At 71.3% G+C, this 18,414-nt stretch carries 17 protein-coding genes and 1 tRNA gene; 10 read left to right on the top strand and 8 right to left on the bottom strand.

Annotated features, from left to right (window positions below):
* Positions 1–47 precede the first annotated feature (47 nt).
* Positions 48–123, top strand: a tRNA-Ala gene (locus tag BT341_RS11330).
* A gap of 66 nt (positions 124–189) precedes the next feature.
* Here BT341_RS11330 and BT341_RS11335 read toward each other — a convergent pair.
* Positions 190–786, bottom strand: coding sequence for a TetR/AcrR family transcriptional regulator (locus BT341_RS11335; protein ID WP_072476243.1), 597 nt, complete (start codon positions 784–786; stop codon positions 190–192).
* Positions 787–888: 102 nt separating this feature from the next.
* On the opposite strand from BT341_RS11335, the gene BT341_RS11340 reads away from it, so the two are divergent.
* The 3 genes from BT341_RS11340 to BT341_RS11350 are packed head-to-tail and all read left to right on the top strand — an operon-like array spanning position 889 to position 3,591.
* Positions 889–1,860: an N-acyl homoserine lactonase family protein gene (locus BT341_RS11340; RefSeq protein ID WP_177328784.1), complete on the top strand. Its 972-nt coding sequence runs from the start codon at positions 889–891 to the stop codon at positions 1,858–1,860.
* Between the two features lie 58 nt (positions 1,861–1,918).
* Positions 1,919–2,854: an ATP-binding cassette domain-containing protein gene (locus tag BT341_RS11345; RefSeq protein ID WP_072476245.1), complete on the top strand. Its 936-nt coding sequence runs from the start codon at positions 1,919–1,921 to the stop codon at positions 2,852–2,854.
* Complete coding sequence (locus BT341_RS11350; protein WP_072476246.1) at positions 2,851–3,591, top strand: ABC transporter permease; 741 nt, start codon at positions 2,851–2,853, stop codon at positions 3,589–3,591. The genes BT341_RS11345 and BT341_RS11350 overlap by 4 nt, the downstream gene beginning before the upstream one ends.
* Here the strand turns inward: BT341_RS11350 and BT341_RS11355 are convergent.
* Positions 3,575–6,664, bottom strand: a complete 3,090-nt coding sequence (locus tag BT341_RS11355) for an ATP-binding protein (protein ID WP_072476247.1) — start codon at positions 6,662–6,664, stop codon at positions 3,575–3,577. The genes BT341_RS11350 and BT341_RS11355 overlap by 17 nt on opposite strands.
* A gap of 111 nt (positions 6,665–6,775) precedes the next feature.
* Between BT341_RS11355 and BT341_RS11360 the strand changes: the two genes are divergently transcribed.
* Complete coding sequence (locus BT341_RS11360) at positions 6,776–7,981, top strand: cytochrome P450 (protein WP_072476248.1); 1,206 nt, start codon at positions 6,776–6,778, stop codon at positions 7,979–7,981.
* Here BT341_RS11360 and BT341_RS11365 read toward each other — a convergent pair.
* The 3 genes from BT341_RS11365 to BT341_RS11375 all read right to left on the bottom strand — a co-directional run bounded on the left by BT341_RS11365 (position 7,971) and on the right by BT341_RS11375 (position 10,419).
* Positions 7,971–8,615: a DUF6308 family protein gene (locus BT341_RS11365; protein ID WP_072476249.1), complete on the bottom strand. Its 645-nt coding sequence runs from the start codon at positions 8,613–8,615 to the stop codon at positions 7,971–7,973. The two genes, BT341_RS11360 and BT341_RS11365, sit on opposite strands and share 11 nt — an antisense overlap.
* A gap of 54 nt (positions 8,616–8,669) precedes the next feature.
* Complete coding sequence (locus BT341_RS11370; RefSeq protein ID WP_245804939.1) at positions 8,670–9,620, bottom strand: DMT family transporter; 951 nt, start codon at positions 9,618–9,620, stop codon at positions 8,670–8,672.
* A gap of 76 nt (positions 9,621–9,696) precedes the next feature.
* Positions 9,697–10,419: a DUF2786 domain-containing protein gene (locus tag BT341_RS11375; RefSeq protein ID WP_072476251.1), complete on the bottom strand. Its 723-nt coding sequence runs from the start codon at positions 10,417–10,419 to the stop codon at positions 9,697–9,699.
* 87 nt (positions 10,420–10,506) lie between these two features.
* On the opposite strand from BT341_RS11375, the gene BT341_RS11380 reads away from it, so the two are divergent.
* Positions 10,507–11,457, top strand: coding sequence for a GNAT family N-acetyltransferase (locus tag BT341_RS11380; protein ID WP_072476252.1), 951 nt, complete (start codon positions 10,507–10,509; stop codon positions 11,455–11,457).
* Positions 11,458–11,475: 18 nt separating this feature from the next.
* On the opposite strand, the gene BT341_RS11385 is transcribed toward BT341_RS11380, so the two are convergent.
* Complete coding sequence (locus BT341_RS11385; protein WP_072476253.1) at positions 11,476–12,033, bottom strand: TetR/AcrR family transcriptional regulator; 558 nt, start codon at positions 12,031–12,033, stop codon at positions 11,476–11,478.
* A complete protein-coding gene (locus BT341_RS11390; RefSeq protein ID WP_072476254.1) occupies positions 12,012–12,809 on the bottom strand; it encodes an SGNH/GDSL hydrolase family protein in 798 nt (265 codons plus the stop codon). Before BT341_RS11390 ends, BT341_RS11385 begins: the two co-directional genes overlap by 22 nt.
* Before the next feature lie 142 nt (positions 12,810–12,951).
* Between BT341_RS11390 and BT341_RS11395 the strand changes: the two genes are divergently transcribed.
* Positions 12,952–13,923, top strand: coding sequence for an NAD(P)H-dependent oxidoreductase (locus BT341_RS11395; protein ID WP_072476255.1), 972 nt, complete (start codon positions 12,952–12,954; stop codon positions 13,921–13,923).
* Positions 13,924–14,053: 130 nt separating this feature from the next.
* Entirely contained in the window at positions 14,054–14,575 is a 522-nt protein-coding gene (locus BT341_RS11400) for a hypothetical protein (RefSeq protein WP_072476256.1), read from the top strand.
* Positions 14,576–14,919: 344 nt separating this feature from the next.
* Here the strand turns inward: BT341_RS11400 and BT341_RS11405 are convergent, their stop codons facing one another.
* Positions 14,920–16,395, bottom strand: a complete 1,476-nt coding sequence (locus BT341_RS11405; protein ID WP_072481901.1) for a GAF domain-containing protein — start codon at positions 16,393–16,395, stop codon at positions 14,920–14,922.
* Between the two features lie 112 nt (positions 16,396–16,507).
* Between BT341_RS11405 and adh the strand changes: the two genes are divergently transcribed.
* Both adh and BT341_RS11415 read left to right on the top strand, forming a co-directional pair.
* Positions 16,508–18,031 carry an aldehyde dehydrogenase gene (adh, locus tag BT341_RS11410; protein ID WP_072476257.1) on the top strand — a complete coding sequence of 508 codons (1,524 nt, stop codon included), beginning with the start codon at positions 16,508–16,510 and terminating at the stop codon, positions 18,029–18,031.
* A complete protein-coding gene (locus BT341_RS11415; protein WP_072476258.1) occupies positions 18,031–18,402 on the top strand; it encodes a DUF779 domain-containing protein in 372 nt (123 codons plus the stop codon). Before adh ends, BT341_RS11415 begins: the two co-directional genes overlap by 1 nt.
* Positions 18,403–18,414: the final 12 nt, after the last annotated feature.

Below are 18,414 nucleotides of genomic sequence, written 5' to 3' on the forward strand. Positions count from 1 at the left end.
CTGCGAGTGCTCGTACGGCCACTGATACGCTCTACGAGCACAACCAAGGGGCTGTAGCGCAGTTGGTAGCGCGTCTCGTTCGCATCGAGAAGGTCAGGGGTTCGATTCCCCTCAGCTCCACCAGGGTATGGATGTTCGAACCCCGATCCTCGTGAGGATCGGGGTTTTTGCTTTCCGGGTAGTGGTGCGTCAGAGTGCGTTGAGGGCCGCCACGGTCACCTTTGCCAGCCGGGTCAAATACGCGTCGTCCACCTTCTCCTCCGTGCGGAACAGCCGGATCAGCAGTGGTGAGATCAGCAAGTCGAGGCCCAGTTCGACGTCGATGCCGGCCGGTAGCTCGCCGCGGTCCATCGCGCGTGTGAGGACCGTCGCTGCCGCCGTGCGGCGGGGCTTGTTCACCACGTCTTGCAACGCTGCTGCCAGCTCCGGTGTCCGCGTTGTCTCGACCAGGACGTCCAATGCGATCCGCCGGGTTCGCGGGTCCGCCGCCTGTTTCACGATCACGTCCAGGAACCCGCGTACGTCGCCGCTCAGGGAGCCCGTGTCCGGGACCTCCGGCAGGTTTTGCCTTATCGCCGCCCCCACTAGGTCGATCAGCATTGCCTGCTTCGACGGCCAACGGCGGTACACCGCCGCCTTGCCGACGCCTGCCCGGCGGGCTACGGCGTCCATCGACATTCGCGCGTAGCCGATCTCCGCCAGCTGGTCGAACATCGCGCGGGTGATCGCCGCCGTCACGGATTCCTGCAGCAGTGCTGCTCCTGCCGGTTCGCGCGTGTTCGCCATGTCCGGATCCTACCTTGCGACGGAACAGTTGCGTTCCATCGTCGGCGCGGCTAGCGTCGACGACGGAACAGTTCCGTTCCGTCGCACATGAAGGGGGCGGACATGAAGATCCACCCGTTGCGCATCGGCCGGACCAAGGTGCCGTTCGGGCAGTTCTACGGGGGCCTGCACGGCTTCTCGCTCGGTGACTTCGCCGCGGACAAGGACCACTTCATCCGGGTGCCGATCCACGCCTACCTCATCGAGCACCCCACCGTGGGGCCGGTGCTGGTCGACACGGGGATCAGCCCGGAGCAGGCCGCGCACACCGACTACTACCGCGGTTCCATCATGGAACACGTGATGGACGCCGACGAGTACGACCTGCCGGCCGACCAGACCATGCCGGCCCAGCTCGCGCGGCTGGGCTACCGGCCGGAGGACGTCCGCGCGGTGATCATCACGCACTTCCACGAGGACCACGTCGGGCCGCTGCACCTGTTCGCGCACGCCCCCGTCCACCTGGGAGCGGCCGAGTACGCCGCGCGGGACGACAAGGTCTTCGGGCTGGTGCCGCTGGCCTATCCGCCGTCGATCGCGGCGATCGGCGACTGGCGGCCGATCGAGTTCACCGGCCCCGCCGTCGGCGGGTTCACCGGCTCGGCCGACCTGTTCGGCGACGGGCGCGTGCTCGCCCTGCCCACGCCCGGGCACAGCCCGGGCAGCACCAGCGTGCTGGTCGACCACCGGTTCCTGCTGACCGGGGACGCCATGTACACCATCCGGCACCTCGCGGTGGACCAGGTGCGGGCGATCCAGACCGGTGACGAGGCGCAGTACGTCGACTCGATCCGGCGGATCCACTGGCTGCGCCGCGAACGCCCCGAACTGCTGATCCTCACCGCGCACGACCACACCGACTACGGCGCCCGCCTGATCGCCGGCCTCGCTGACGGTGAACTGTCCGACGCGGACCTCGCCTGGGCCAAGTCCTACGAGCAGGCCACCTTCGACGAACTGGCCAACCTCAACCCGGCCCGGCTGCCGCGGTTCGTCCCGGCCGCAGACGGCGGCCCGGTCGGTCACGTGGCCTGAAAGTCCCGTGTCAGGCCGGGGTCAGGTCCGTGTCAGGGCGGCCGCGCACAGTCCTCCCATGACCACTTCAGCCATCACCGCTTCCGGGCTGCGGAAGGCTTACCAGGACAAAGCCGTCCTCGACGGCATCGACCTGGACGTCGCCGCCGGGTCCGTCTTCTCCCTGCTGGGGCCCAACGGCGCCGGTAAGACCACCACCGTCAACATCCTCACCACCCTGGTCAAGGCCGACGGCGGCACCGTGCGCGTCGCCGGGCATGACGTCGACGCGGAGGCCGAGGCCGTTCGCTCGGCCATCGGGGTCACCGGCCAGTTCGCCGCCGTCGACGAGCTGCTCACCGGGCGGGAAAACCTGCAGCTCATGGTCGATCTCAGTGCCGTCGGCGGCGGCAAGCGGGTCGTCGGTGAGCTGCTCGAGCGCTTCGAGCTGACCGAGTCCGCGGACAAGCCCGCGTCCACCTACTCCGGTGGCATGCGGCGCAAGCTCGACCTCGCCATGACGCTCGTCGGCAACCCGCGGATCATCTTCCTCGACGAGCCGACCACCGGCCTCGACCCGCGCAGCAGGCGGACCATGTGGTCCATCGTCGGCGACCTGGTCGCCGACGGCGTCACCATCTTCCTCACCACCCAGTACCTCGACGAAGCCGACCAGCTCGCCGACCGGATCGCGGTGCTCGACCGGGGCCGCATCGTCGCCCAGGGCACCCCCGCCGAACTCAAGCGCCAGATCCCGGGCACGCACGTCCGGCTCCGCTTCTCCACCGTCGCCGAGCTCGACGCGGCTTCGCGGGTCATCGCCGGATCCACCCGCGACGACGACACCCTGACCCTGCGCGTGCCCGGTGACGGCGGCACGAAATCCCTCCGGACGCTGCTCGACCGGCTCGACGAATACGCGATCGCCGCCGAAGAGTTCTCCGTCCACACCCCCGACCTCGACGACGTCTTCCTCGCCCTGACGGGCCACACCACGGAGGTTCCGGCGAAATGAGCCACTCGACCGTCATGCTGCGCCGCAACTTCAAGCACATCACCCGGAACCCGACCTCGGTGTTCAACGCGGTCCTGATGCCGATCGTGATCATGCTGATGTTCGTCTACATGCTCGGAGACGCCTTCGACGTCGGAGTCGACTACGTCGACTACGCGACGCCCGGTCTGATGGCGCTGGCCGTCTGCTACGGGCTGGGCGCCACCGCGACGTCGGTGAACTCCGACATGACCAAGGGCATCATCAACCGCTTCAAGGTCATGCACGTCTCGCGCGGCGCGGTCCTGACCGGGCACGTCGTCGCCAGCGTGCTGACGAACCTCGTCGCCATCGCCGCGCTCGTCGGCGTGGCGTTCCTGCTCGGGTTCCGGCCTTCGGCGAGCTTCCTCGACTGGCTCGGTGTCGTCGGCATCGTGGTGCTGCTCGCCTTCGCGGCCGGCTGGTTCACGGTCGCGCTGGGGCTGTCGGCGAAGTCGCCGGAGACGGCGGGCATGGCCGCCGTGCCGTTGGTCATGCTGCCGTTCTTCAGCAGCGCGATCGCGCCGGCGGAGAAGATGGGGCAGGGCCTGCGGCAGTTCGCGCAGTACCAGCCGTTCACGCCGATCATCGAGACCCTGCGCGGTCTGCTCAACGGCACCCCGTCGACCGGCTACGCGCTCGCCGCCATCGGCTGGTGCGCCGGCATCGCCGTTGTCGGGTACGTCTGGGCGCGGTCGACGTTCAAGAAGCGAGCGTGACCTCGACCAGCTCGCGCCAGCTCGTCCGTGCCCCGTCCTGAGCCGCCTCGGTGAACCGCCTGTCACCGAGGCGGCTTCGCGCGGCCTGCTCGATGCGAGTCGTGTCCGGATCGGACAGATCAGCCAGGCCGCGGACGTTCGCGCTCGCCGCGAGCAGCCGCGCGGCCTGCTCGTCCTGACCCGTGCGCAGCGCCAGGTCCGCGACTCCGACGAGCACCTGCGCGATCGTCGGCGCGTGGCCCGCTTCGGACGCCGCCTCGACCGCCGCGACGCGGTGTTCGCGCGACTCGCCGGGATCTTCGGCGAGGTAGCCGAGCAAGTCCTCGGTCGTCGCGCGGATGTTCGCCCGCTCGGCCGCGGGGCCCAGCATGGCCGTCGCGACATCGAGCTGGCGGCGTGCTTCCCCGGCGTCGCCCCGCCAGCGGGCGATCTCCGCCTTCGCCAGCGCCAGCTCGGTCAGGGCTTCCGGCCACGCGACGCGTTCCGCGTACCGCTGCGCTTCCGCCAGGGCGGCCGCGCTCGCCTGTTCGTCGCCCGCCAGCCAGTGCAGCTGGGCCTGCCGGGCCCGCATCCGCACGACGTCCTCGATGGCGCCGACCTCGGTGACGACCGCGACCGCGTGTTCGTAGTGCGCGCTCGCGGCGCCGGACTCGCCACGCATCGCGATGCGATCCGCCAGTTCGCACAGGGCGAGGGAAAGGCCCCACCGTTCGCCGAGCGCGCGGAACTCCGTGAGCGCCGCCTCGAGGTGCTCGTCCGCCTCCGCGCCGCCTTGGCCGAGCTGGATGCGCATCTTGCCCAGCTGCAACCGCGCCAGCGCGCGGACCCAGGGGTCATCGGAGGCGAGCAGCGGTTCCCACGCGAGCACGAACGCGTCCGGCGTCCGCACCATGCGTTCCAGCGCGGCGACCAGCTCGACGGCCGGGTGCCGGTGCTCGATCCGCGCGCTGATCTCGTGGACCTCGTGGATCCACTCCGCCGCCTGGAACTGGTCGTTGCCCCGGCCGGCGGTCAGGAACCCCGTGACGAACGCGTACACCGTGGCCCGGACGTCCTCGGCCACGTCGCCGGGAACGGTGGTGGCCGCCAGGAGCAGCTCGTTGCCTTCGGTCTTGTGCCCGCCGAGCCACCAGTACCAGCCGGCGGCCGCCGCCAGCCGCATCGCGCCGGGTGCGTCACCGGCGGCGAGCGCACCGCGCATGGCGGCGGCGATGTTGTCGTGCTCGGCCTCGAGCTTCGCCAGCCACTCCAGCTGCTGCGCACGGCGAAGGTGCGGCTCCGCCGTTTCCGCCAATTCGGTGAAGTACATGAGGTGCGCCCGGCGCGCCGGATCCGTTTCCCCTGCCTCAGCCAGGCGCTGTTCGGCGTACTCCTTGATCGTGCCGAGCATCCGGTAGCGCTCGTTTTCGGCGACCAGCAGCGACTTTTCGGTCAACGCCGTGAGCAGCTCCTCGACCGTGTCGTCCGCGCAGACGCGTTCGGCCGCTTCGAGCGTCGCGCCGCCGGAGAACACCGAAAGCCGGCGCAGGACTTCGCGTTCGGCGTCGGTGAGCAGCTCCCAGCTCCAGTCGATCACCGCGCGCAGCGTCCGGTGCCGCGGGAGCGCGGTGCGGCTGCCGCCGGTCAGCAGGCGGAACCGGTCGTCGAGCCGGTTGGCCAGCTGGTCGAGGGACATGGTGCGCAGCCGGGCCGCGGCCAGCTCGATCGCCAGCGGCATCCCGTCGAGGGCCCGGCACACGCGCGCCAGGGTCGCCGACGTCGCGGCGTCGTCGCCGAGGTCCGTCCGCACCGCGCCGGCCCGCTCCCGCAGCAGCTGGACGGCCGGCGCGGACTCGATCTTGGCCGGGTCGGCGTCTTCGGCGGGCAGGAGCAGCGGCGCCACCGGCCACAGCGCCTCTCCGGTGATGCCGAGCGGTTCCCGGCTCGTCGCGAGGATCCGCAGCCGGCGGCACTCGCCGAGCACGCGGTGGGCGAACGCGGCCGCGGACTCGATGACGTGCTCGCAGTTGTCCAGCACCAGGACCATGTCCCGCTCGCGCAGCGCGGCGACGACCCGGTCGATCGGCTCCGCGTCCGGAGCGTCGCCGAGCAGCGCGTCTCGCAGCTTGAGCGCGGCGAGTGTCGCCTGGGCGACGTCTCCCTCGGTGGGCGCGAGTTCGACCAGCCAGGCGCCGTCCGGCCGGTCGCCGACCAGCGTGCGCGCGGTTTCGGTGGCCAGCCGCGTCTTTCCCGAGCCGCCCGGCCCGACCAGCGTGGTCAGCCGGTGCCCGGCGACGAGCTCCCGGACCGCGCTGACGTCGGCGTCCTTGCCGACGTAGCTGGTCAGCTCGGCGCGCAGGTTCGTCTTGCGCGTCTCCGCACGCCGGCCCAGCTCACCGCGCAGCAGCGCGACGTGCAGGGCGGCCAGCTCCGGCGACGGGTCGACGCCCAGCTCGTCGGCAAGGGTTTCGCGGGTGCGCTCGTAGACGCGCAAAGCTTCGCTGTCCCGGCCGGTCGCGACCAGCGCGCGCATCAACGCGCCGACCAGCCGTTCGCGCACCGGGTGCGCGGCGACCAGGTCGGTCAGCTCGGTGACCGCGCCCGGCCCGAAGTCGATCTCGGCGTCGAACCGGTCTTCCAGCGCGGCCAGCCGGAGACCTTCGAGCCGGGTGACCGCCGCCTCGAACGCTTCGCTGTCCTGCAGGCCGACGTGCTGCATGGCCGGGCCGCGCCACAGGGCGAGCGCCTCACGCAGCCGCCGCGGGTCTTCGCCGGCCTGGGCGACGAGGCGTTCGAACCGCACGGCGTCGACGGAGTCGGGATCGACGGCCAGCCGGTAGCCGGTCGGCACGCCGTCGACCGAGCCGTCCGGCAGGACCTTCCGCAGCCGGGAAACCAGGCGCTGCAACGCGTTCGTCGCGTCGGTGGGCGGCTGTTCGCCCCAGATCCAGTCGATGAGCGACGCCTTCGGGACCACGTGGCCCGGTTCGAGCGCCAGCGCGATCAGCAGCCCGCGCAACCGCGCACCCGGCACGTCGGCGAGCCCGCCGTCGTCCGTGCGAACCTCGAATGGACCCAGCATCCCGATCTGCACGCGGCCAGTCTGCCACGGGTGATCGGGACCGCCGGTGTCCGAGCCGTGTCAGCGCCGTGTCAGGCCCTTCCGCGAACGTGGCCGCAGACCACCGCGACGAAAGGACCTCCGATGACCCCCGACATCCCGAACGGCCTCCCCGTGGACCGCGACGCCGGCCCCTTCGACCCGCCCCGCGCGATCACCCGGCTGCGCGAGGCCCGCCCGGTCAGCCCGCTGCGCTTCCCCGACGGGCACGACGGCTGGCTCGTCACCGGCTACGACGAGGTGCGGCAGCTGATGGCCGACACGCGGTTCAGCTCCCGCCTGGACCTCGACGTCGTCCACGTGCCGTTCGAGACGCCCGGCATGCCGGTGCCGACCGAGCCGTCCCCGCAGCTGCCGGGCATGTTCATCGCGATGGACCCGCCGGACCACGGGCGGCTGCGCAAGCGGCTCACCGGCGCGTTCACGGTCAAGCGGATGAAGCAGCTGGAAGAGCACATCGCCGAGGTCGTCGAGCGGCAGCTGGACCACCTCGCGGGCCTGACCCCGCCGGTCGACCTCGTGCGGGAGTTCGCGCTGCCGGTGCCGTCGCTGGTGATCTGCGGACTGCTCGGCGTCCCCTACGAGGACCGGGACTCGTTCCAGGCGAATTCGGCCCAGTTCATGGTCCGCGACCAGTCGCTGGAAGAGAAGATGGGCGCGTACGTCGCGCTGAACACGTATCTGTCCGAATTGGTCACGCGCAAGCGCGCCGAGCCCGGCGACGACATCCTGTCCGACCTGGCCCGCCACGACGACCTGACCATCGAAGAGCTGACCGGGGCCGCGTTCCTGCTGCTGCTGGCGGGCCACGAGACGACGGCCAACATGCTGTCGCTGGGCACGTTCGCGCTGCTGGAACACCCGGCCGAGCTGGCGGAGCTGCGCGCGGCGCCGGAGCTGATGCCCGGGGCGGTGGAGGAGCTGCTGCGGTACCTGTCGGTGGCCGACATCTTCTACCGCTACGCGACGGAGGACCTCGAGCTGGGCGGGGAAACGATCGGCAAGGGCTCGACGGTCGTCGTCTCGCTGCTGGCGGCCAATCGGGACCCGCGACGCTTCGAGAACCCGGACAAGCTGGACCTGCACCGCAACGCGCGTGGCCTGTTGTCGTTCGGCCACGGCGTCCACCAGTGCCTCGGTCAGCAGCTGGCCCGTATCGAGATGCGCGCCGGGTTCGACGGTTTGCTGCGGCGGTTCCCCGGGCTTGCGCTGGCTGTTCCGGCGGAGGAGGTGAAGCTGCGGACGGACATGAACATCTACGGCGTTCACGAGCTGCCGGTCACCTGGTGACCCCGGCCCGCATCCAGAGCACCACGTCGAGGCAGCGCAGCAGGCTGATGTCCTCGATGCCGCCCGCTTCCGTGCGGAGTGCCTCCACCGCCGCGATTCTCGTGGGGTCCGTGTGGAACCAGCTCCACAGGCAGTGCCACTCGCTGTGCGGTGCCCGCAGCACCGCGCGCACGCGGCTGTCGTACACCGGGATCAGGCGGGGGCGCTTGCGGGCCATGAGCTTGGACGCCGTCACCGGGCGGTGGCTTCCGCCGCAGCGTCTGAACAGGTTCCACAGGCGGTGGGCCGGTGCGTCGCGCTCGTACGCCGACCAGGCCGTCGCGTGCATCGGGAGGTTCGCCGGGATCTGCTCCAGCAGGCCGCGGATCTGGTACGCGTACGTCATCGTCGTGTCGATCGCCACGTCCGCGAGGCTCGTGATGCTGAGGAAGTTGAGCGCCAGGACGTCGGCTTCCGTCACCGTGTTGGCGATGTCCGGGCGGTCGCCGCCGCCGGCGAAGCGTTCGAACCAGCGGCCGGTGTAGCGGGTGCGCTCTTCGCCGAAGTAGCGCCGAAGCGCCGACAGTGATTCTTGGCGGTGGACGCCGCGGACGCAGTCGTCCAGCAGCCGGTGCTGGTGGGCGTAGTCGTTCATGTCGAGCGCTCCCTCATCGCCGTCAGCTGAGGGTCGCGCCCGTCCGGTTTACCGTTACGGCAACGATTTCGGCCATTTCCCACCAACGGGCGGAATCGCCAAGCACTTCGGCGTCGCGAGGCTGCCGGGCGAACTCGCCGGCGCCTTCGCCTGAGCGGGCCACCGGGTCAAGGCGACCGCGGCCAGCACGATCACCATGCCGCCGACCACCCGCGGCGTCAGCGGTTCGCCGAGGACCAGCGCCCCGAGCGCGACCGACACGACCGGCAGCAGGTAGCCGACCGTCGCCGCGGCCGTCGGGCCTTCGTCGGTGAGGACGCGGTAATTCAGGTAGAACGTGATCCCGGTGCCGAAGACGCCGAGGATCGTCACCGCCGCCAGTGCGGTCAGGTTCAGGTGCGGGGCCGTGGTGCTCACGGGCAGGGCCAGCGCGGTGAGCGCGGTGGCCGTCGTCAGCTGCGCGGCCGAGAGCGCTAGCGGCGTGTCGCCGGGTGGCAGTTTCCTTGCCATGTAAGCGAATGCGATCGCGTAGCTGAGCCCGGCGGCGAGCAGGGCCAGCGCTCCGGCGCTCAGCAGGCCGGACTGCCGCCACGGCGCGAAGATCACCAGCACCCCACCGAACCCGAGCACGAGCCCGAGCAGCCGCGCGGGTCCGAGACGGCGTTCGGTGCCGAGCAGCACGCCGATCAGCAGCGACCACAACGGCGTCGTCGCGTTCATGACGCCCGCGATCCCGGAGTCGACAGTGCGTTCCCCGATGCCGAACAGCGCGAACGGCAGTGCGTTGCAGAAGAACGCGGCGATGACGAGCCTGCCCCACGTCCGGCGGTCCCGCGGCAGCCGCTGCCGCGTGGCGAGCGCGAGGACCAGCAGCGTCAGCGCGCCGAGGGCACAGCGGACGAGCGTGAGGTGGACCGGGCTCAGGCCGGTCAGGGCGAGCTTGATCCACAGGAAACCCGAGCCCCACAACAGCGCCAGCACGGCCACGCGCACCCATCCAGTCACGTTTTCCACGGTGCCGGAGGGGTCCTGTCAGGACAAGTGAAGAGTTCTGGAGCGACCTTTAAGGCGTGCTACAAATTCAGCGGGCAGGCAAGGCCTTCAGCCGCCGGGTGAGCGCCGACGGGTCGAGGTTCGCGCGCCTGCCCGCGTCGTGGCCGTCGAGGTAGCCGCTGCCCGACAGGCGGCGGGGTGCGGCCGCGCGCAGGTCGCCGTACTCCTCGTCGAACGCGTGCTGCACCATCTGCGCGCGGTCGCGGACCACCAGTTCCGCCGACCGTTCGCCGGGGACCGCCGTGCGGACCGCGTCCTGCTCGGCGCGGGACAGCCGCTCGTGCACCGCGCGGGCGAAACCGTGCAGCCAGGTCCGGCGGTACGCGGCGAGCGACTCGGGGAAGAAGCCGTCCGGCCGGACGCGCGTCAGCTGCGTGTTCGCCTGCAGCAGCAGGCTGGTGAACAGCAGCTCGACCCGGCCGAGGTCGGAACGGAAGCCGAAGACGGTGACGCTCTCGACCTTCTGGCCGAGGCGGTGCAGCAGCGTCCGGCACCGCAGCGGGTAGGCGACCGAGGTCAGCAGGCTCGCCTTGTCGCGGCTGTAGGGGTCGTTCATCGGGATCTTGAGCGTCCCGATCTCGTCGGCGCTCGCCCCGGACGCGGCGAGCATCGCCTGGTCGATCCCGTACCGCGCGACCAGCTCGGCGGCCTTCTTGTTGTAGGCCTCGGCTTCGGCCTCGGTGACCGCCGGGTCCTCGGCCTTCGCCAGCAGCTTCCGGATGCGCTCGAGCTGCGGGTCTGACTCGGTCATGGGAGGCAGGGTATTCGATCACGTGTTCGGACGCGTACATCGGGTCGGCGTGTCCTGGAGACTGGACGGACGGCCGGAGGGGGCGCGTTGACGACGGACCTGGTGATCGAGCGGTTCGACCCGGCGGCGGCCGGCTTCGCCCGCTGCCACGACCTGCTGGTGGCGAGCCAGCTCGCCGATCGGCCCGGCGAACCCCCGCTGCCCCTGGCGGAACTGGCGGGCCGGTGGACGCGGCCCCTGCCCGGGATGGGCACCGCGGCGCGCTGGCTGGGTTTCCGCGGCGACGCCCTCGTCGAAGTGCACTTCCTCGAAGCCGAGAACAGCGGGATCGGCTTGACGCACATCGTCGTGCACCCGGCCGCCCGGCGCGCGGGCATCGGCGGTGCGATGCTGCGGGCGGTCCTGCCGGCCCTGCGTGAGCGGGGCCGGCGGGTGATCGAAGGCTGGCAGGTCGTCGCCGGCACCGCGGGCGAACGGTGGGCCGCGGCGATGGGCTTCCGGCCGGTGCGCACGATCGTGCGACAGGCACTCGTGACCGCCGAGACCGACCGGTCGCGCTGGGACGTGCCGGTCGGGGCGGGCTACCGGCTGCTGCGGTGGATGGGTGCCGCGCCGGACGCCGTGCTCGATTCCTACGCCGCCCTGCGGGGTGCGATCCACGACGCCCCGCTCGGGCAGTCGGACTACCGGTGGCCGGAGTGGACGTCCGCGCGGGTACGGGCCACCGAAGCCGAGGCGCGGGCGCAGGGCCTCGAACAGCGGATCGTGGCGGCGGTCCACGAGCGCACCGGCGAGGCGGCCGCCTTCACCGAGGTGTGCGTGCACCCGCGCCGTCCGGACTGGGCGTACCAGCGGGACACCGCCGTGGCGGCCGCGCACCGGGGGCGGGGCCTCGGTCGCTGCGTGAAGGCGCACATGGCGCGGTGGCTGCTCGGCGAGCGTCCCGCCATCGCCTGGATCAGCACCACCACCGGTGCCGAAAACGCACACATGATCCGCGTCAACCGGGAGTCGGCTTCACGACGCTGCCGTCGATGATCGCCGTGCAGCGGGAAGTCAGCCCAGGTACGCGTCGAGCGTGACGGCGAGCGCCGACTCCGGGGACGGTGCGAAGCTCGCGCCCGCCAGGCCGCCCCACAGCCACAGCTGCGCCAGGCCGTGCAGCGCGGCCCACAGCGACGCCGCGACCAGCCGCAGGTCGGCGCCCGACCGCGCGACCGGGGTCGGTACCGCCGCCACCAGCACCGCGAAGGTGTCGAACACCGCGCTCGCCGCCGCCGAGAGCGCCGGGTCGTCCGGGTCGACGAGGTCGCGGCGGAACATCAGCTCGAACATCGCCGGGTTGGCCAGCGCGAAGTCCAGGTAGCTGTGACAGGCGGCGGTCAGCCGTTCGCGCGGCGAGTTTCCCGGCAGCGTGTCCCGGCGGGCGAGCAGCTCGGCGTACCCGCGTGTCGCCACGGCGGACAGCAGTTCGGCGCGGCCGGAGAAGTGCCGCAGCGGCGCGCCGTGCGAGACGCCGGCCGCCTTCGCGATCCCGCGCAGCGTCACCGCGTCGACGCCGCCGTCGGCCAGCAGCTCGGACGCGGTGTCGATCAGGCGTTGCCGGGTGCCCACGCCTCGTCCCAGGTCATGGGGAGCAGTTCCGGGCGCTTCGGGAAGAAGCCGTCGCCGGGCTGGCGGCCGATCAGCCGGTTGCGCGTCCGCGTGACGGCGACCGGCAGGACCTCGTGCAGCAGCCAGTGCAGGTCCGCGCGCCGGCCGCCGGGAGCCGCGACGCCGGGCAGCGGCGCGAGCCACGCCGGGTCCGGCTCGAGGCCGAGCCGGTCCAGGACGTACGCGGCCAGCCGGCGGTGGCCGTGCGTGGAGAGGTGGAGCCGGTCGTCGCCGAAGTACCGCGAGTCGGTGACGGCCTGGTCGGGCCACAGGTCGATCAGCAGGGCGCCGTAGCTGACGGCGGCCTCGCGGATGGCGTCGTTGAGCGCGACGATCCGCGGCCGCATCCGGCGGCCGAGGGGCATCCGGCGGGAGACGTCGCTGAGGGTGAAGGTGACGACGACGGGCGAGATGTCCGTGCACGCGCGGATCGCGGCGTCGACCCGCCGGGCGACGGTCCGCGCGTCCCAGCCCCGGCTCATGACGTCGTTGCCGCCGCCGAAGAGGGCGACCAGATCGGGCTCCAGGCGCGTCGCGGCGGGGACCTGCTCGGGGACGATCTGGTCGAGCCGCCGTCCGCGGACGGCCAGGTTGGCGTAGCGGAAGCCAGGCTCGTCCTCGGCGAGGCGGGCGGCGACGAAGTCGGCCCAGCCGCGGTAGGCGCGCTGGTCCGGGTACGGGTCGTCGAGACCTTCGGCGCAGCTGTCGCCGAGGACGACGAAACGGTGGTAGCTCATCCCGATCTCCGTAACCCCTGGTTCACCTTGTGGACACTGTCTATCAAACTGAGGTAGACGCTGTCTACAGCACCTTCGCCTGACATTCCGGCTCGCTGTGTCGTCGTCCTGTTCGGAACCACTCCACGAACAGGGGAGAACGATGATCAAGATCGGGATCGTGCTCGGCAGCACCCGCCCGGGCCGCCGGGGCGACCAGGTGGCCCGGTGGGTCCACGAGCGGGCCGCCCGCCGCACGGACGCGCGGTTCGAACTGGTCGACCTGGCCGACCACCCGCTGCCGCACCTGGCCGAGCCGCCGCGGGCACCGGGCAGGAGCGAGCTGGCGCGGGCGTGGGCGGCGACTGTCGCGGCCTTCGACGGGTACGTCTTCGTGACGCCGGAGTACAACCATTCGGCGCCGGCCGTGCTGAAGAACGCCATGGACACGGTGTATTTCGAGTGGAACACGAAGGCGGCGGGCTTCGTCTCGTACGGCGGCGTCGGCGGGGCCCGCGCGGTCGAGCAGTTGCGGCTGGTGTGCGGGGCGCTGCAACTGGCCGACGTCGCGCCGCAGGTGACGTTGCCGCTGGCGACCGAGTTCGAGGGCGACGCCGTCTTCGAGCCGGGCGAGTACCAGGTGACCGCGCTCGACACGCTGCTGGAGCACGTCGTCGCCTGGAGCACGGCGCTGGCACCACTGCGGCGCGGGGACGCGGAGGCCGCCGTCAGGGGACGCGTCGAGGCCATCGTCGAAGCGTTGCGGGCGAAGGATCTCGAAGGGCTTCGGCGGGTTTACGCGCCGGACGTCGTGTCCTTCGACGTCGAGCCGCCGTTGCAGCACGTGGGCGTCGACGCGAAGCTGAGGAACTGGGCGAAGGTGTTCACGTTCTTCGAGAAGGTGGATTACGAGGTCCGCGACCTGACGGTCACGGTGGGCGCGGACCTGGCGGTGGGCCACGGCTTCGGCCGGGTGAGCGGAACGCTGCGGGACGGCACGGCGGCGGAGGGCATGTGGGTCCGGGTCACGTTCGTGTTCCGCGAAGCGGGCGGCGAGTGGGTGATCGTGCACGACCAGGCGTCGGTGCCGTTCGACATGGCGACCGGGCGGGGCGTGGCGGACCTGGAGCCGTGAGGCCGAGACCGGATCGTGATCCCCGGCGGGAACCACGGTGTATTGCGCACGTCTTGTGAAGTGTTGGGGACCTGATTGCCGGGATTTTTCACCCGGCGTCATTCATCGGTATCGGCAAGGGGGATTCATCATGCGCAAAATCATTGTCGCCGCGGGTGTCGCGGCCGGGGCGGTCCTGTTCTTCCCGGCGGTCGCTTCGGCCGGCTCACCGGGCCTTTCGGTCTCGGTGTCCGGCACGACCGCCACGCTGCACGGGACTTGCGTGGGAAACAACGTGGTGGCAGAAGGGAACTACGGCATCCGCAACGGGCACGAACCGTACGGCGCGGGAGTCATGAAGGCGGACGGGCACCGGCAGACGATCACGTTCGAGAACATCAAGCCAGGCAAGTACATCGCTTTCATGTTCTGCCACGACCAGAAGGACGGAAATTCGACCGTCGTCGATTTCATCATTCCGGGTAAGCCGGCGCCCCGGCCGGCCACGGCGGCGCCGCAGGTCGCCAAGAAACCGCAGGGAGCACCGCAGACGGGCGGCGGTCCGGGCGACGACGAGGGTGGCATCGGGCCGCTCGTCGTGGGTGGTTCGGCTGCCGGGGTGGCCGCCGTGGCAGGGGCTGGGTTCTGGTTGCGGCGGCGTCGTCGCGTGTGACCGGGACCGGCGGGGCCACCGGGGGATGGCCCCGCCGGGGCTCGCGGGGTGGCTGCCGTGGTGGGGCGGCAGCGTCGCTCGTGGCCGGGGGCCGGTGGAGCCGAGGAGGGTGGCTTCGCGGGGCGGACTGCGGGTGGCGGAGGACTGGGGATCGAGGGGAGGTGGCTTCGCGAGGCGGATTGCGGGTGGCGGAGGACTGGGGATCGAGGGGAGGTGGCTTCGAGGCGGATTGCGGGTGACCAGGGGACGGTAGGGCCAACGGGGATGGCCTCACCGGGCCGGGTGGCGGGAGCGGCGAGCCGCCGGACAAACCACCGGGGACTGGCGTCAGCGACCCTGGCGCCTCAAGCGAGCCGCGCGCGGTGGGCCGTTACGGCGGCCCGCCGCGGGTCGGCCGCTGGAAGCGTCTCCAGCAACGCGTCCAGTACGGCGAAGTCGTCCACTCCGCACGCCGTCTCCCAAAACGACCACAGCACCGCCGAGTCGGCGCTGTTCAACGCCACCTGCCTGACCTGCGCCGTCAGCGTCTCGCGTTCCTCCCGGATCGCCGGTGCCTCCGACTCCGGCAGCAGCGGTCCCCGGAACACCCGCAGCACGTCCGACGGCGATCCCGTTCGCAACGCCTCCCGCGCCCGGACGAAGTCCGCGTCCACGTCGGCCGCCAGGCGGTACGGGCGTGTCTGCACCACCGAAGCCCCCAGCTGGGACCGCAGCCGGTGGATCTCCGCCCGTACAGTCACCGGGTTGCCCGTCTCGCCGTACAACTGCAACGCCAGCCGCTCGGCCGAAAGGCCGTTCGGGTGCAACGCCAGCAGCGTCAGGATCTCCGCGTGGCGCAACGTCAACGGCACCTCACGACCGTCCACAGTGGTCGAATGGGCGCCGTCCGACAGGTACTCCAGCCGCAACCGGGAGCGCCGGCCGCCGGTTCCGCCCGAAGCCAGCCTGAGCAGGTAGCCTTCGGGGAGTGGTTCCACCGTCGCCAGCCGCCCGTCCGGCAGAGCGACCGTTCCGCCGCCGCGTCGGACGTCCACTGTGGACGGCAGGAGGCACGACTGGGCCGCCAGCACGCGGCCGCCCGCCGAAAGCAGCGCGCCCGGTTGCCCGCGCAGCGCTTCCAGGTGGGGCATGTTGACGCGCCGCAGCCGCTCGTCGCGGACCGCCAGCTGGGCGCGCAGCTGACCCTCCGCCAGCTGCGCCGTCGCCGTGACCAGGGACAACATTGCCGGGTGGACCGTGCGCAGCGGTCCGCTGACGTCGATCGAGCCGAGCAGCGCGCCCGTTTCCGGGTCGCGCACCGGCGCCGCCGCGCACGTCCACGTGTGGTAGCGGCGGACCAGGTGCTCGGCCGAGTAGATCTGGACCGGCTCGCCCGTGGCCAGTGCCGTGCCCATCGCGTTCGTGCCGATCGCCGCCTCGCTCCACCGCGTTCCCTCGGTGAGCCCGACGCGGTCGCCGCGCAGCAGCTGGCCCGTTTCACCCTCGCGCCAGAGGATCAGGCCGTCCGCGTCGGTCACGATCATCACGTGCTCGGCGTCGTCGGCGATGCTCACCAGCATCTGCCGCAGGATCGGCAGCACCGGGGCCAGCGGATGCGCCTCGCGCAACGCCGCCAGCATGTCCGCGTCGTAGACGAACGGCGCCTCGCCCTCGTCCGGGTCCACCCGCGCGGCCAGCGACCGGTCCCACGAAGCGGAGACGACGGAGCGTGGCGGACGCGGTCCGGGCACGCCGGCGAGGACCGCTTCACGGACGCGTTGCAGTAGCCGCGCGTACGACTCGGGGTCGCGCAGCAGCTCCGGTTCGGGCGCCTCTGCCACGTTCACCAGCGTAGATATCCGGCGAGCCGCGGTGCAACGCGCGTGCAACGTTGCCCCGCCTACCTTCGCCGCCACCAGCTCAACCGTCACTCCGAGCAACGAGGCAGGGAAGATGGTCCAGTACGCCGCACCGAACACCGAAGGCAGCGTCGTCAGCTACGAACCGCGCTACGACCACTACATCGGTGGCGAGTACGTCCCGCCCGCGAGCGGCCGGTACTTCGAGAACCCGACGCCCGTCACCGGGAAGACGTTCACCGAGATCGCCCGCGGCACCGCCGACGACGTCGAGAAGGCCCTCGACGCGGCCCACGGCGCGGCGCCGGCGTGGGGCCGGACCTCGGTCGAGGAACGCGCGAACATCCTGCTGAAGATCGCCGACCGGATGGAGCGGAACCTCGAGGCCATCGCGGTCGCCGAGTCCTGGGAGAACGGCAAGCCGGTCCGCGAAACCCTCGCCGCCGACATCCCGCTCGCGATCGACCACTTCCGCTACTTCGCCGGCGCCCTGCGCGCCCAGGAGGGCGGCATTTCGCAGATCGACGAGAACACCGTCGCCTACCACTTCCACGAGCCGCTCGGCGTGGTCGGCCAGATCATCCCGTGGAACTTCCCGATCCTGATGGCGGTCTGGAAGCTCGCCCCGGCGCTGGCCGCCGGCAACGCCGTGGTGCTCAAGCCCGCCGAGCAGACGCCCGCGTCGATCCACCTGCTGATGTCGATCATCGGCGACCTGCTCCCGCCGGGCGTGGTCAACATCGTCAACGGCTTCGGGGTCGAGGCGGGCAAGCCGCTGGCGTCCAGCAGCCGCGTCCGCAAGATCGCCTTCACCGGCGAGACCACCACCGGACGGCTGATCCTGCAGTACGCCAGCGAGAACATCATCCCGGTGACCGTCGAGCTGGGTGGCAAGAGCCCGAACATCTTCTTCGACGACGTCGCCGCGGCCAACGACGCCTTCTACGACAAGGCGCAGGAAGGCTTCGCGCTCTTCGCGCTCAACCAGGGCGAGGTCTGCACCTGCCCGTCGCGGGCGCTGATCCAGTCCGGCATCTACGACCGCTTCCTCGGCGACGCCGTCGAGCGGGTCCGCAAGATCAAGCAGGGCCACCCGCTCGACACGGACACGATGATCGGCGCGCAGGCGTCCAACGACCAGCTCGAGAAGATCCTGTCCTACATCGACATCGGCAAGCAGGAAGGCGCCGAGATCCTCACCGGCGGCGCGCGCAGCGACCTCGGCGGCGAACTGTCCGGCGGCTACTACGTCGAGCCGACGGTGTTCGCCGGCGACAACAAGATGCGGATCTTCCAGGAGGAGATCTTCGGCCCGGTCGTCTCGGTGACGAAGTTCGACGACTACGCCGACGCGCTGAAGATCGCCAACGACACGCTGTACGGCCTCGGCGCGGGTGTCTGGTCGCGGGACGGCAACGTCGCCTACCGCGCGGGCCGCGACATCCAGGCGGGCCGCGTCTGGGTGAACAACTACCACGCCTACCCGGCGCACGCGGCCTTCGGCGGCTACAAGGCGTCCGGCATCGGCCGCGAGACGCACAAGATGATGCTCGACCACTACCAGCAGACGAAGAACCTGCTCGTCTCCTACTCCGACCAGGCGCTCGGCTTCTTCTGATGACCGGGCGCGTCGACCTGACACCGGCCGCCGCGGACCTGCTGCGGCGGCTGGTGTCGCGCCACGGGCCGGTGATGTTCCACCAGTCCGGCGGGTGCTGCGACGGCAGCGCCCCGATGTGCTACCCGGCCGGGGAGTTCCGCACCGGCGCGTCGGACGTGCTCCTCGGCTCGCTGCCCGTCGAGGGCATCGGCGACGTGCCGGTGTGGATGTCCGGGCCGCAGTTCGAGTACTGGCAGCACACGCACCTGACGATCGACGTCGTGCCCGGCCGCGGGAGCGGGTTTTCCCTGGAAGCGCCCGAAGGCGTGCGGTTCCTGACCCGCTCCCGGCTGCTCACCGACGAGGAGTCCGCGGCGCTGAACCGCTGAACTGTACGAACG

Origin of the sequence: Amycolatopsis australiensis, assembly GCF_900119165.1 — a bacterium.
Taxonomy (GTDB): domain Bacteria; phylum Actinomycetota; class Actinomycetes; order Mycobacteriales; family Pseudonocardiaceae; genus Amycolatopsis; species Amycolatopsis australiensis.